The sequence below is a fragment of the Phenylobacterium sp. genome (assembly GCF_036821595.1).
Classification (GTDB): domain Bacteria; phylum Pseudomonadota; class Alphaproteobacteria; order Caulobacterales; family Caulobacteraceae; genus Phenylobacterium.
Window position 1 is genome coordinate 1 of sequence record NZ_DAISJG010000025.1, and the last position, 11,066, is coordinate 11,066.

Genomic DNA, 11,066 nt, shown 5'->3' on the forward strand with positions numbered 1-11,066 from the left:
ACCTGCGCTTCGGGTGGCGGATCGAGGGCAGGGCGCCGTTCCGGCCGCTCAGGGTCTTCGACGACGGCCGGCGCACCTATGTCGACTTCCCGCCCGCCGTCGCCAGGGGCGGCCTGCCGCCGCTCCTCGTCCCGGCCGCCGACGGCGGCGTCGAGGCCGCCCGCGTCCGGGTCCGCGGGACGCGGATGGTCGTCGAGGGCGTCTTCCCGGCCGCCGAGCTGCGGCTCGGGAGCGGCCGGCGCGCCGCCCGGGTGCGGCTGGTGCGGGATCCGCGCCCGTGAGCGGCGCCCGCGACGAGGAGCGGGCGCTCGCCCGGCGGCTGCGGCTGCGCGGCCCGGCGCCGCAGGCCGTGCGGCTCTCCCGGCGCGCCGTCCTGCTCACCGCGGCGATCTCGGCCGCGGCGCTGGCGGCGGTCACCGGCTGGGCGCTCACCGCCGGCCGCGAACCGGCCGTCCCGGAACAGCCGGCGCCGCCGACGCCCCCGCCGCCCGAGCGGCTGCTGGCCCTGCCGCGCGACTACCTGCGGCTGCCGTCCGCGGCGCCGCCCGAGCCGCCCGTGCTGGTCGCGCCGGGGACCCCCGGCTCCGTGATCCCGGCCGTCGAGGCCGCGAAGGCGGAGGGCGACCGGGCCCGGGCCAGCGGGCTGTTCGTGGCGGGGACGTCGGGCGGGTCGCGGACCTCGCCGGCCGGTGGGCGCGAAGGGGAGGGGGATCCAAGTCCGGACGCGGCTGCGCCGGCGGCCCCGACCTTTGTGCTCGCCGCGGGGCAGACGATCCGCGCGGCGCTGACCACGGCGGTGCGCTCGGACCTGCCCGGACCCGTGGCGGCCCAGGTGACGGAGAACGTCCACGACACCGCCACCGGGCGGCGGCTGCTCGTTCCCCAGGGCAGCCGCCTGATCGGCGACTATGCGCACCCGGCGGGGGGACAGGGCCGGCTGCCGGTCACCTGGACCCGGCTCCTCCTGCCCGACGGCCGGACCCTGGACCTGGGCGGCGCGCCGGGGCTCGACGCGGACGGGGCCGTGGGCCTGGCCGGGCGCGTGGACCGCCGGTGGCGGGAGATGGCGGCCGGGACCCTCGTGGCGCTCGGCCTGGCCACCGCCGGCGAGCTGGCGGCGGGCGACGGCGACGGGGCGGCCTGGCGGGCCTTGCGGCGCGGCGGCGCCGACGTCGGGGCCCAGGTGGGCGGGCAGGTGGTGGGACGAAGCCTCGACGCTGGCCCGCGCATCGCGCTCGAGCCGGGCCATCCCTTGCGGGTGCTGCTGCCCCGCGACCTGGCGCTGGAGGCCTGGCCCGGGGGCTGACCTACTGGAAGACGGCCCGCTCGCCGCGCCGGGCGCGCAGGTTGAGGAGGTCGGCGGTGTGGTCGGCGTCCTCGCGGCTGAGCCCCGTCTGCGGGGTCATGGCGATGACGGCGGCCTCGCCCGTCCACAGGTCGTAGACGGTGAAGCCCTCACGGTCGGGGCGGACGTGGTAGCGCTCGGCCATGGTCGGAGGATGGCGGCCCCGTCCCGATTCCGCCAGCGGCCGGGCTCGCCGGGCGGCGCGCCAGGCCCTACTTCAGATCCGCGCGGATCGTACGGCTCGCGACCAGGAAGAAGCCAATGGCCACCACGGTGGTCGCTGAACCGGCGAGGAGCGCGTAGCGGAGGCCCTCGGCCGGCCCCAAGCCGCTGCTGTTCAGCAGGTCCGACAGGATCCCGAAGGTGAGCGGGCCGAGCCCCAGTCCGATGAGGTTCACGAAAAACAGGTGCACGGCCGCCGCCATGGCGCGCTGATCGGGTTCCACCAGGCTCTGGACGGTGGCGAACACCGGCCCGTACCACACCGATGTCAGCGCCGTGGCCGCCGCGAGGATGGCGAGCGCGGGCCACAGGTCCCGGGACAGGATGGCCGTCACGAAGAGCAGGGCGCCGAGGCCGGACGCGACGGCGGGGGCCAGGACGTAGGCTCGCCGGTCGCGCCGGGACCAGCGGTCCGCGATCCGCCCGCCGAGCCAGGTGCCGATCGCCCCGGCGCCGCCGAGCGCCAGACCCAGCATGACGCCCGCCTCTCCGACGTTGACGCCGTGGGCGCGGATGAAGAACGAGCCGAGGAAAGCGGTCTGCCCGTAGCTCAGGAAGGACATGAACGCCCCGCCGAAGGTGATCGTCCAGAAGGTGGGAATGGGCGTGAGCTGTCGGAGCGAGGCCATTATGGAGGTGTGGACCGGCGGAGCCGCCGGAACCGGCCGGCGGCGCCTGGGTTCGGGCAGCAGCTTCCAGGTGACCAGCGCCAGGAGCACGCCCGGCACGCCGAGCAGGAGGAAGGACATGCGCCAGCCGAGGGCCTGGGCGATGACCCCGCCGATCAGCAGGCCGAAGAGCTTCCCGAGCGGAATGCCCATGGAATAGATCGCCATGGCCGACGCCCGGCGCTCCCGGGGCACGATGTCGGAGATGAGCGAGTGCGCCGCCGGAGAGCAGCCGGCCTCGCCGACCCCGACCCCGATGCGTGCGAGCAGCAGCTGGACGTAGGTGGTGGCGAGCCCGCAGAGCGCCGTCATCGCGCTCCAGACGCCGAGGCAGGCGGCGATCAGCACGGGCCGGTCGGTCCGGGCGCGGTCGGCATGACGGGCGAGGGGAATGCCCAGCACCGTATAGAAGACGGCGAACGCCAGTCCCGTGAGCAGCCCGAGTTGCCAGTCGAGGAGACCGAGCTCCGTCTTGATCGGCTCGGCCACGATGTTGACGATCTGCCGGTCGAGGTAGTTGAGCGTGTAGATGACCAGCAGCAGGGCGACCGCGCCGTTCGCGCTGGCCCGGCCGGCCGTCGCGCCGGCGGCGGCGGCGGTCATGAAGACCTTCCGGTGCGGCGGCCGGCGGCGCCCAGGCGGATGACGCCCACGTCGCCCTCGATGGCGATCCTCGTGCCGTAGGGCGCGGACAGGGCCTGAAGGCGCTCGAGGATGCGGCGGCCCTCGGCCGGCGAGGCGGCGCGCGGTACGCCCCGATGCGCCATGCGAAGGCTGGCCCCGAGCGTGACCGGGTGCAGCCGCACCTCGGCCAGCGCGCCGCCGTCGAAGCGGTTCACGGCGACGACGGACTCGTACTTCGCCGGATCGCTGTTCACGTCGCCGCGCTGCGGGGCCTGCCCGCTGGGGCGGTTTATGTCCATCTGCCGGAAGAACTCCCCCAGACCGTAGTAGATGGGCCGGCCCCGGTAGATCTCGATGCCGCGCAGGACATGCACGCCGGCGCCCACGAAGCTGTCGGCGCCGGCGTCGATGACCTGGCGCGCGAAACCCTGCAGGAAGTCCCCGGGTTCGGGATCGGTGTCGGGTTTCGCGGCGTAGCGGGTTTCGTGGGTGTGAAGCCCGAAGACCAGGAAGTCCGACTTGGCCTTGCCCTCCCGCACCGAGCGGAGGATGGCGTTCACGTCGTTCTGGTCCACCTCGTAGGTGAACTGGGGACGATCCACGTCGGCCACCTGGAATTCCTGGCCCATGGCGGAGAAGCGGGTCGGGGTGTCCGCTGTCGGCGCGTACAGCGCCCCGCCGGTGGGGAAGGCCCGCTTCACGGCGCGGACAGACTCCGCGAGGGACGGCGGCACGTTGAAGATCTGCGTGGTGCCGAGCACGCTCATCCCCGGCCGGCCCGGCATCTCGCTGGAGGCCGGGAGCGCGCGGACGATCTGGAAGAGCGGCGTGAACGTGGGCGAGTGGGTGGTCGCCGCGGTCACGAAGGCGACCCGGCCCTTCCGGGTCATCAGGTAGCGCGGCGCCCGGGCGGCGCCGTAGTTCGGGCCGGAGCCGGAGTGGACGATGCCCGCCCTGTCGAGGTGGGCGTTCGTCTCGATCATCCCCTCGGGGCCATAGTCGTAGAGGTGGTTGTTGGCTCGGCCGAGCGCGTCGAATCCCATCGCCCGCAGGTCTTCCGCGACGTCCGGCGAGCCCATGAAGAGGTAGGACGGAACGCCCTGGAAGCGCGGCGCGTCGATGATCGACATCTCGAGGTTGCCGTAGCCGAGGTCGGCGTCCCTGATGGGGCGGATCGCCGCCTGGAAGCGCGGGTCCGGGGAGCCCGCCAGAGGCAGGGGGTAGATGATGTCGCCCACCGCGGCCAAGGTGAAGCCGTCCCCGATGGTGGTGGCGGTCTCGATGGCCGGGTCGTAGGCGGTCTGCGCCAGCGCCGGGGCGGCGGCCGCCCCGATCATTCCGGCGGCCGAAGCCAGTGCGGCGCGCCGCGTGATCATCCCATCCTCCCTGTGTGTCTTCTTTTCTGGAACTCGCGGGGCGGGGGCGCCCTCAGCCGTCCCCCGACCCCAGCGGCCTCGCCGAGCGCGTGCGGCCGTAGAGGTTCCGGGATGCGTGGTCGGCGACCCGCAGGGTCGCCTCGCCCAGATCCTGGATCTCCACCGGGCTATGCTGGCCGTCGAACATGGTCTGGGTGACGCAGAATCGGATCCGGTTGTCGTTGTCGATCACCGGCGCGGCGATGGACGAGAAGAACTGGTTGAACTGGTTCTGGTCCAGTCCCCAGCCGCGCACGCGGGTCTCCTCCACCTGGGCGAGGTATTCCTCCACCGAAGGCGCCCGGAACCAGCGCACGGAGCGGAAGCGCGACAGCAGTTCCGACTGCGAGGACTGCCGGTGCGCCGCAAGGCACCGGCCCATGGCGCCGCCGTAGAGGGGCAGGCGCTGGCCGATGGTCATGTGGATGCGGGCCAGGGCCAGGCTCTCGGTCAGACCGACGAGGACCCAGCGTTCGCTGCGCGTCATGCGCCACAGTGTGGTGGTGACCGAGAAGGTGTCGGCCAGGCGCTGCATGTCCGCCCGCAGGTAGGTGAAGGCCCCGTTCTCGTCGATGACGCTGCGGGCGAGGTCGAGCGGCGCCACGCCCAGCAGATAGGTCTTGGTCTCGTCGTCACGCTCCACGAATCCCTCCGCCACGAGGGTGCGCAGGATGTTGAAGCAGCTGCTCGGGCTGATCCCGATGGCGCGCGCGATCGCCGTCACGCCCGCGGGCTCTCGTGTCCGGGCGATGTAGCGCAGGATCGCCAGCGCCTGGACGACCGAGCCCACCAGGCCCGCGGTCTCGCTCTCGGGTTCGGCCCGGCCGTTCTCCCCGGCGCGCGAGCGCGCGGCGGGGCGCGCGGGCGGGGCGGCTGGGTCGGCGGTCCGGCGGGTTCGTCGCGCCGGCGCTTCGGCAGTCATGGGGCGAGGTCCTGTCGGTTTGGGGATCAGGCGATGTAAGGCGTCATGCCGGCAAGGGCCAGCCGTTCGCCCCGCCGGTTGTCGGCCACCACGCGGGACGGCACGTTGAAGACCATCACCTGCCGCGTGCGGCTGTCATAGGCGGGCCAGCGCGGGATCCGCGGGTTGTTGGGATTGCCCGTCCGCGCGAAGGTCGCCCAGGTCCTGCTCAGCTGCTCGGCCATCTGGACCTGGCCCGGTGTGTCGCCGTACACCGTGGCCACATTGTGCAGGTTGAAGAAGGTGAAGCCGTGTTCCATCGAGTGCGGCGACTTCCACTTGCCGCCGTCGACGTTCGTCCGCCAGCCGATCTCGTACATGTAGAAGGGCGCCGCGCCCTGCTTCTCGCGCTGCTCGGCCACGAGGATGGAGGTGCCGCGCATGGTGCGCGCGGTGGTGATGTCGAAGAACAGGTCGCTGGGGCTCGCGTCCGGCGTCAGCCTGCGGAAGTCGGCGATGATCTTCCGCGCGTCGCCGCCCTTGATATAGGGCGCGAGCCTGGCCGGCAGCTCGGCCTCGGTGATCCGGAAGATGGAGGGGTCGGAGCTGCCGACGATCATGGTCATCTCGTCGGCGGTGTTGCCCATCATCACCGGGATGTTCGCGCTGAGGTCGGAGGCCTCCGGCCACCAGGGCCCCTTCGGCAGGACCACGCCGTCGACCACCGGACCGAAGCTGCGGTCCGAATGTCCGGTCTTCGAGGCGGCGCGGAGGGCGGCGGTGAGGTCCGCCGTGGAGACCTCCTGCAGGCGCCGGTGGTCGGAAGGCTCGAGCCCCATGCTGGCCATGAAGGCGTTCGACATCGCCGAGGCGGTGTCGAGCGGCTTGCCGCGGACGAAGTTGCCGCTCTGGATGATCGCCTTGTGGAACAGCCCCTTGGCCCGCGGCATGGCCATCAGGGTGCTGATCTTGTTGGCGCCGCCGGACTGGCCGAAGAGGGTCACGTTGTCGGGATCGCCGCCGAATTCGGCGATGTTGTCGCGCACCCACTCCAGGGCCAGCACCATGTCGAGCTGGGCATTGTTGCCCGACGCGGCGAATTTCGGATCCAGGTGACCCAGGTACATGTAGCCGAAGATGTTGAGGCGGTGGTTGATGGTGACCACCACCACGTCCTCCAGGCGGGCGAGGTTCGCGCCATTGAAGACCTCCCGCGAACCGGAGCGGCCCCAGAAGCCTCCGCCGTGGAGGTAGAACATCACCGGGCGCCTGGCGCCGTCCCGCAGGCCGCGGCTCCAGACGTTGAGCACCAGGCAGTCCTCGCTCTGCGGCGCGTCGTCGAAGCCGCCGTCCCAGGACTCGAGCACATCGTACCGGGCGATCGGCACCTGCGGGGCGTTCGGTCCCCAGGCCACCGTGTCGCGGACGCCTGCCCACGGCTTCGGCGGCTGCGGCGGCAGGAAACGCGCGGCTCCCCCGGTCGGAGCGCCGTAGGGGACGCCCTTGAAGGCATGAACGCCGCTGGCCAGGCGTTCGCCACGGATCCGGCCCGCGGTGGTCCGGGCTTCCACCGCCGCGGCCCGGGCCGTACCTGCGGGGGCCAGCAGCGAGGCCGCCCCGACGGCCAGCAGCTGGCGGCGGCCCATCCCCTTGGCGTTCGTCGCGTCCATGTCGTTTCTCCCTTTTGTGGGCCGTTCGCGGCGGCTCTATGCGTGGGCGTCGCCGTCGGCGAGGTGGCGGGTGATCGAGAGCGACGCCATCCAGAAGCAGAAGATCGCCAGGAGGGCGGCGGGTATGGAGGCGAGCAGGAGCGCATAGCGCAGCCCCTCGGCGACGCCGAGGCCGCGTCCGTTGAGCCAGTCGCTGACGGCGCCGAAGATCAGCGGGCCGAGGCCCAGGCCGATCAGGGCCACCACGAACAGGTGCACCGCCGCGGCCGTCGCCTTCTGCTGCGGGCGAACGATGCTTTGCACGGCCGCGAAGACCGGGCCGTACCATGACGAGTTCAGGGCCGACGCCGCCGCCAGGAGGAGGAGGGCCATGATCATCGTCGGCGCCATCACGGCCAGCGCGAACAGGGCCGCGCCGCCCGCGGCGGCCAGCGCCGGCAGCAGGACGTAGGCGCGGGGCCGCCTGGCCGCGACGCGGTCGGTGATCTGGCCGCCGGCCCAGGTGCCCACGGCCCCGGCCAGTCCGAAGGCGAGGCCCAGCAGGACGCCCGCCTGGCCGACGTTCAGCCCGTGGACGCGGATGAAGAAGGAGCCGACGAAGGCGCTCTGCCCATAGCTCAGGAACGACATGAAGGCGCCCGCCAGGCTCACCCACCAGAGCGCGCCATTGGGCAGCAGATCGCGGACCACGCGCATCAGGGGGAGGGGCTGGACCACCTGTGCGGGTTTCGGCGCGTCGCGGCGGGGGTCGCGGAGCGTGAACCAGGCGACGACGCCCAGGATGACGCCGGGGGCGCCCACGAGGACGAAGGCGGCGCGCCAGCCCCAGGCGTGCGCGACAACCCCGCCGATCACCATCCCGATCAGCTTGCCCAGGGGAATGCCGAGCGAATAGAGGCTCATCGCCCGGGCCCTGCGCTCCCGCGGGACGAGGTCGGAGATCAGGGAGTGGGCTGCGGGCGAGCAGCCGGCTTCGCCGATCCCGACGCCGATCCGGAACAGCAGCAACTGGACGAAGTTGGCGGCCAGGCCACACAGCGCCGTCATGCCGCTCCAGATGATGACGCACACGGCCATCAGCTTCGGCCGGTCGGTGGTCGGCCGGTCCGCATAGCGGGCCAGCGGGATGCCGAGCACGGTGTAGAACAGCGCGAAGGCCAGGCCGGTCATGGCGCCGAGCTGCCAGTCCGCCAGACCCAGGTCGGTCTTGATCGGCTCGGCCAGGATGTTGACGATCTGGCGGTCGAGGAAGTTGAACAGGTAGAACAGGAACAGCAGGACCAGCACATAGCGGGTCGATTTCGTCATGGCCGCCGTGGCAGGCGCCGGGGCGGCGGACGTGTCGAGCGTGCTCATGCGGCGGGTTCCTGCTGGGCGGCCAGTTCGGCCTTCAGCGCCCGCTTGAGCACCTTGCCGGCGGCGTTGCGGGGCAGCGGCGCATCCCGGAAGCGGATCACCACGGGACGCTTGTGGGCCGCGAGGGCCGGCGCGACGTGGGCGGACAAGGCCTCGGCCGAGAGCGAGTGGCCGCGCCGCAGGTGCACGAGCGCGCCGACAACCTCCCCCAGGACAGCATCGGGCAGGCCCACGACGGCGGCCTCGAGGACGGCCGGGTGCGCCTGGAGCGCGGCTTCGATCTCGGCGCAGTAGATGTTCTCGCCGCCGCGGATCAGCATGTCCTTGGCCCGGTCGAGGATTCGGATGAAGCCTTCCTCGTCACGGGTCGCGACATCGCCGGTGCGATACCAGCCGTCCACGAAGGCCTCGGCGGTCGCCTCCGGCGCATTCCAGTAGCCGCGGACGACGTTGGGCCCTCGCACCCAGAGCTCGCCGGGCTCGCCGGGCGCGGCGTCGCCGCCCCGATCGTCGACGAGGCGAACGTCGCAGGCGGGGGTGGGCAGGCCGACGCTCCAGGGGCGGTGCAGCAGGTCCTCGGCGCTGTTCGCGGCGACCAGTGACGAGGTCTCGGTGGCGCCGTAGCCCTGGCCCGGCATGGCGTGCGGGAAGGCGGCGCGGACGGCCCCGGCCAGCTCCGGCGACGCCGCGGCGCCGCCGTAGCCGACGGTGTCGACGGAACTCAGGTCGCGACGGGACAGCGTCGGCGACGAGAGCAGTTGCACCACCTGGCTGGGCACGAGCGTGAGGGCGCCGATCTGCTCTTCCTCGATAAGGTCGAGGGCGCGCTCGGCGTCCCACCTGTGCATGAGGACCAGGGTGGCGCCGTTGGCGACCGCGGGCACGAGCGCCGAGTGGAAGCCGGTGACGTGGAAGAAGGGCAGGGGCAGAAGTTGGGACCGAGGCGTCGTTGGAGGCGCCGGCGGCGGCTGGCCCCGGCGCACCGCGGCGCGGGCAGCGCGGAAGCCGATGTTCACCAGGTTGGTGGCCAGGTTCCGGTGCGTCCCCACCGCGCCCTTGGCGTGGCCGGTCGTGCCGGACGTGTAGAAGATGGTGGCGTCGTCGTCGGGCCCCGCGCCGCTGTCGGGCAGCGGCTCCGGCGTGAGCGCCCCATAGGTGGACGGCGCGCCTATGATCGCCTCAAGGGGTTCGGCCGCGGCGTCGTCACGGGCGACGATCATGCGCAGGCCCGCGAGCTCGGACCGATGCGGCGCGAGGCGGGCGGCGCGTTCGGCGTCCGCGAACAGGACCTTCGCGCCGCAGTCCCCGAGCATGCGGGCCAGGACCGCGCCCGGCTCCCAGGCGTTCAGGGGGACCAGCACGGCGCCTGTCGCAAGCGTCGCCCAGGCGCAGACGGACCACTCCGGAAGGTTGCGCATGGCGATGGCGATGCGATCGCCCGGCCGGACCCCGAAGCGGGAGTGAAGGACCCACCCCAAGGCGGTGGCGGCGCGCCAGTGGGCGTCGAAGCTGATCCGCTCGCCCTCGTAGACGAGCAGGTCGCGGGCCCCGAACCGCCGGCTGGCGTCGAACACCTGCCGCATGGTGGACGCCGCGGTCGGATAGATGCGGAGCCGGCGTCCGGCGACCATGGCCTCGCGCATCTCGAACGGCGCCCCCGGCGCCGTGAGACGGCGCAGGGTTTCGGCGACGTCCGCCGCGGGCCAGGCCACGGTCATCCGCGAGCCCCCGCCTTCAGGGCGAACTGCCAGGCCGTCATCGCGAGCGGACGGACCCGCCCAGCGGCCCGCGCCGCCCGTTCACTGGAGGCGTTGCCGGCCAGGAAGCGCCCGGCCACCCCCTGAAGTATCGCGGCGAGCCGGAAGAGGTTGTAGGCGAAGCACCAGTCGAGGGAGTCCACCGACTGGCCGGTCAGCTCGCCGTAGCGCGCCAGGCACGCTTCCACGTCCGGAATGCCCAAGGCCGCGAGATCGGCGTCCAGCAGCGAGTTCCGTTCCCCGGGGGGCATGACCCACTGCATCAGCAGGTAGGTCAGGTCCGCGATGGGGTCCCCGAGCGTGGACAGTTCCCAGTCCAGCACCGCGACGACGCGCGGCTCCGAGGGATGGAAGACCATGTTGTCGAGGCGGAAGTCGCCGTGGACCACACGGGCCGGACGTTCGGGGGGAAGGCTCCTCGGCAGCCAGTCGATCAGCCGGTCCATCTCCGGGATCGGGTCCTGCTCCGAGGCGCGGTACTGCTTCGTCCAGCGGGCGACCTGGCGGCCGTAATAGTTGCCGGCCGGCCCGAAATCCGCGAGCCCGATCTCCTGCGGTTCGAGGACGTGGAGACGCGCCAGGACCTGGATCTGGGCGTCGTAGATCGCGGCCCGTTCGGTCGGCGTCGCGTCGGGGAGCCGGCCGTCCCACAGGATCCGTCCCTCGACCATCTCCATCACATAGAACATCGACCCGATCACGGAGTCGTCGTCGCAGAGCGCGAACGCCTGAGGCACGGGGTAGCCCGCGTCGCGCAGGGCGCGAATGGCGCGGAACTCGCGATCGACCGCGTGCGCCGACCTGAGCAGCGGTCCGGCGGGCTTCCGCCTGAGCACATAGCGCCGGTGCGGCGTGATCAACTGGTAGGTGGGGTTGGACTGGCCGCCGGCGAAGCGGCGCACCTCCAGAGGTCCTGCGTAGCCCTCCACCGCCCTGGCCAGCCAGGACTCAAGCCGTCCCCCGTCCAGGTCGTCTGTGGGAGCCGGTTGGGCAGTCTCCGGGACGGCGGTGGCGGCGGTCGGCCTCATGGGGACTCCATTCTGGATCGGAACGATAGGGGCGCCCGACCATGTTATTCAAGGGGGAGAATAGCTATTCGAACAAAAAG

The 11,066-nt window shown here is 72.4% G+C and carries 10 protein-coding genes; 2 read left to right on the top strand and 8 right to left on the bottom strand.

Features of this window, described 5'->3' with window-relative positions:
* Both V7Z97_RS12385 and V7Z97_RS12390 read left to right on the top strand, forming a co-directional pair.
* A partial coding sequence (locus tag V7Z97_RS12385; RefSeq protein WP_334163735.1) for a TrbG/VirB9 family P-type conjugative transfer protein occupies window positions 1-281 on the top strand: 281 nt, incomplete at its 5' end.
* Entirely contained in the window at window positions 278-1,306 is a 1,029-nt protein-coding gene (locus V7Z97_RS12390; RefSeq protein ID WP_334163736.1) for a TrbI/VirB10 family protein, read from the top strand. The genes V7Z97_RS12385 and V7Z97_RS12390, both read left to right, overlap by 4 nt.
* Before the next feature lies 1 nt (window position 1,307).
* Here V7Z97_RS12390 and V7Z97_RS12395 read toward each other — a convergent pair whose 3' ends face one another.
* The 8 genes from V7Z97_RS12395 to V7Z97_RS12430 all read right to left on the bottom strand — a co-directional run bounded on the left by V7Z97_RS12395 (window position 1,308) and on the right by V7Z97_RS12430 (window position 10,986).
* Window positions 1,308-1,490, bottom strand: a complete 183-nt coding sequence (locus tag V7Z97_RS12395; protein WP_334163737.1) for a hypothetical protein — start codon at window positions 1,488-1,490, stop codon at window positions 1,308-1,310.
* Window positions 1,491-1,557: 67 nt separating this feature from the next.
* The gene (locus tag V7Z97_RS12400; RefSeq protein WP_334163738.1) at window positions 1,558-2,838 is read right to left on the bottom strand and encodes a spinster family MFS transporter; all 1,281 of its coding nucleotides are present in this window, start codon (window positions 2,836-2,838) and stop codon (window positions 1,558-1,560) included.
* Window positions 2,835-4,235, bottom strand: coding sequence for a CapA family protein (locus V7Z97_RS12405; protein WP_334163739.1), 1,401 nt, complete (start codon window positions 4,233-4,235; stop codon window positions 2,835-2,837). Before V7Z97_RS12405 ends, V7Z97_RS12400 begins: the two co-directional genes overlap by 4 nt.
* A gap of 52 nt (window positions 4,236-4,287) precedes the next feature.
* Window positions 4,288-5,196: an IclR family transcriptional regulator gene (locus V7Z97_RS12410; protein ID WP_334163740.1), complete on the bottom strand. Its 909-nt coding sequence runs from the start codon at window positions 5,194-5,196 to the stop codon at window positions 4,288-4,290.
* A gap of 26 nt (window positions 5,197-5,222) precedes the next feature.
* Window positions 5,223-6,845: a carboxylesterase/lipase family protein gene (locus V7Z97_RS12415; RefSeq protein ID WP_334163741.1), complete on the bottom strand. Its 1,623-nt coding sequence runs from the start codon at window positions 6,843-6,845 to the stop codon at window positions 5,223-5,225.
* Window positions 6,846-6,881: 36 nt separating this feature from the next.
* Window positions 6,882-8,201, bottom strand: coding sequence for a spinster family MFS transporter (locus tag V7Z97_RS12420; RefSeq protein ID WP_334163742.1), 1,320 nt, complete (start codon window positions 8,199-8,201; stop codon window positions 6,882-6,884).
* On the bottom strand, window positions 8,198-9,919 hold the full coding sequence (locus V7Z97_RS12425; protein ID WP_334163743.1) for a class I adenylate-forming enzyme family protein: 1,722 nt from the start codon (window positions 9,917-9,919) through the stop codon (window positions 8,198-8,200). The genes V7Z97_RS12420 and V7Z97_RS12425 overlap by 4 nt, the downstream gene beginning before the upstream one ends.
* Window positions 9,916-10,986, bottom strand: a complete 1,071-nt coding sequence (locus tag V7Z97_RS12430; RefSeq protein WP_334163744.1) for a phosphotransferase family protein — start codon at window positions 10,984-10,986, stop codon at window positions 9,916-9,918. The genes V7Z97_RS12425 and V7Z97_RS12430 overlap by 4 nt, the downstream gene beginning before the upstream one ends.
* Window positions 10,987-11,066 lie beyond the last annotated feature (80 nt).

Bases quoted from the DNA above. Each gene is read 5' to 3' on its own strand.
- V7Z97_RS12395 (WP_334163737.1), bottom strand. From the start codon at position 1,490: ATGGCCGAGCGCTACCACGTCCGCCCCGACCGTGAGGGCTTCACCGTC.
- V7Z97_RS12400 (WP_334163738.1), bottom strand. From the start codon at position 2,838: ATGACCGCCGCCGCCGCCGGCGCGACGGCCGGCCGGGCCAGCGCGAAC.
- V7Z97_RS12405 (WP_334163739.1), bottom strand. From the start codon at position 4,235: ATGATCACGCGGCGCGCCGCACTGGCTTCGGCCGCCGGAATGATCGGG.
- V7Z97_RS12410 (WP_334163740.1), bottom strand. From the start codon at position 5,196: ATGACTGCCGAAGCGCCGGCGCGACGAACCCGCCGGACCGCCGACCCA.
- V7Z97_RS12415 (WP_334163741.1), bottom strand. From the start codon at position 6,845: ATGGACGCGACGAACGCCAAGGGGATGGGCCGCCGCCAGCTGCTGGCC.
- V7Z97_RS12420 (WP_334163742.1), bottom strand. From the start codon at position 8,201: ATGAGCACGCTCGACACGTCCGCCGCCCCGGCGCCTGCCACGGCGGCC.
- V7Z97_RS12425 (WP_334163743.1), bottom strand. From the start codon at position 9,919: ATGACCGTGGCCTGGCCCGCGGCGGACGTCGCCGAAACCCTGCGCCGT.
- V7Z97_RS12430 (WP_334163744.1), bottom strand. From the start codon at position 10,986: ATGAGGCCGACCGCCGCCACCGCCGTCCCGGAGACTGCCCAACCGGCT.